The sequence below is a fragment of the Leptolyngbya sp. FACHB-36 genome, assembly GCF_014695955.1.
GTDB lineage: Bacteria > Cyanobacteriota > Cyanobacteriia > Leptolyngbyales > Leptolyngbyaceae > FACHB-36.
In genome coordinates, this window is sequence record NZ_JACJPG010000051.1 from 1 (window position 1) to 1,685 (window position 1,685).

General features: G+C 54.1%; 3 protein-coding genes. All 3 read left to right on the top strand.

From position 1 onward, the window contains the following. The coding region (locus H6F43_RS00715; RefSeq protein WP_190340117.1) for an endolytic transglycosylase MltG at window positions 1-276 on the top strand (276 nt) is incomplete at its 5' end. 18 nt (window positions 277-294) lie between these two features. Further along, window positions 295-810 (top strand): YqeG family HAD IIIA-type phosphatase, encoded by a 516-nt coding sequence (locus H6F43_RS00720; RefSeq protein WP_190340118.1) that lies wholly within the window; start codon window positions 295-297, stop codon window positions 808-810. Window positions 811-1,068: 258 nt separating this feature from the next. Beyond that, window positions 1,069-1,685 (top strand): glutamate 5-kinase (gene proB / locus H6F43_RS00725; protein ID WP_190340119.1); only part of this gene is annotated, 617 nt, incomplete at its 3' end.

Consider the following 1,685-nt stretch of genomic DNA (forward strand, 5'->3'; position numbering starts at 1 on the left):
GACAAACCCTTGACGTTTGAGCAGGTAAATACGCCGTCGCCTTACAACACCTACGTTAATCCAGGGTTGCCGCCAACAGCGATCGCCAGTCCGGGACTTGCCAGTCTAAAAGCGGTGCTTACCCCAGAATCTACCGATTACCTCTACTTTGTGGCACGGTACGATGGTACCCACGTCTTTAGCCGCACCCTGGCCGAGCATCAATCTGCCCAAAGTGCCATCCATAACAGCCGCGATGCCGCCAAGCCGTCGTCTAAGACAGGGCGGTCCAACTAGCTCCTCTTTACTCTTCTTATGGGCAACCTTTTACAACCCGACCTCGTTCTGCCCGGTTCAGTCTTGACCCTGACGCCAGATCTGCTGCAGCAGAACCGTCTGAAGGGCTTGGTTCTGGATGTCGATGAAACGCTAGTGCCGATTCGCATGGCTGAGGTGTCGGAGGAACTGCTGCCGTGGGTCGCCACGGTGCGTCAAGTAGCCGCCCTCTGGCTCGTCAGCAACAACATTAGTGAAGCGCGAATTCAGCGGATCGCCAAAACACTCGACGTGCCCTACATCTCCGGAGCAGCAAAACCTTCGCGCCGCAAGCTGAGACGAGCGGTTGAAGGCATGAGCTTGCCACCTGAGCAGGTGGGAATGGTGGGCGATCGTCTGTTCACTGACGTTCTTGCTGGAAATCGGTTGGGGATGTTTACAATTCTGGTGCAGCCGATGGTGAATCCAGACGAAGCCGTGCGGCGATCGCCCCTGCACTCGTTTGAGGTTTGGGTGTCTCAAGCCTTGGGAGCGTCGCTGGCTCCTCATAAATAGCCACGTTTTGCCGCAGCGCAACATAGCTTTACACAGCCTTACAACTCCTCAACTAGGGAAACATAAAGAAAATATTACGCCTAAGGGGGATGTCAAAATTCCCTGGCATTCTAGGTATAGATTAAATGGGGTCAGCGAAATAAAGGCCCTAACAATAAATCACTGTGAATACTTGCGTAAAGCGCCAGCCCTTAAAAATAAAGATGCTGGCGCTTTATGATTTTGGGAGAATGAGAACGTTCAACTCGTTCCTTCCCTATGTCCCAAACGCTGGTCGTTAAAATTGGTACTTCTAGTCTGACTCAACCAGAAACGGGGCTGCTGGCGCTTTCGACGATCGCCAGTTTGGTAGAAACCCTCAGCCACCTACAGCGGCAAAGACATCGCGTGGTGCTCGTTTCATCCGGTGCGGTTGGTGTTGGCTGTGCTCGCCTTGGACTCACCGAGCGTCCTCGCACGATCGCCCTGAAGCAAGCGGTCGCGGCTGTAGGACAAGGGCGACTCATTGGCGTTTACGATGACCTGTTTACCTCACTTCAGCAGCCGATCGCCCAAGTACTGCTGACCCGGAGCGATTTAGTGCAGCGCAGCAGCTACTTAAACGTAGAGCGCACCTTCCGGGAGCTATTGCGGCTAGGCGTTATTCCGATCGTCAACGAAAACGATACAGTTGCCATTGACGAGCTAAAGTTCGGCGACAACGACACGCTCTCGGCACTGGTTGCCAGTCTGGTGCGAGCAGACTGGCTATTTTTGCTCACGGACGTGGATCGGCTCTACTCAGCCGATCCACGTCACAATCCCAATGCTCAACCCATTATTCGGGTTCAGCGCATGGAGCAGCTAAAAGAGCTACAGGTGCAGACGGGCGATCG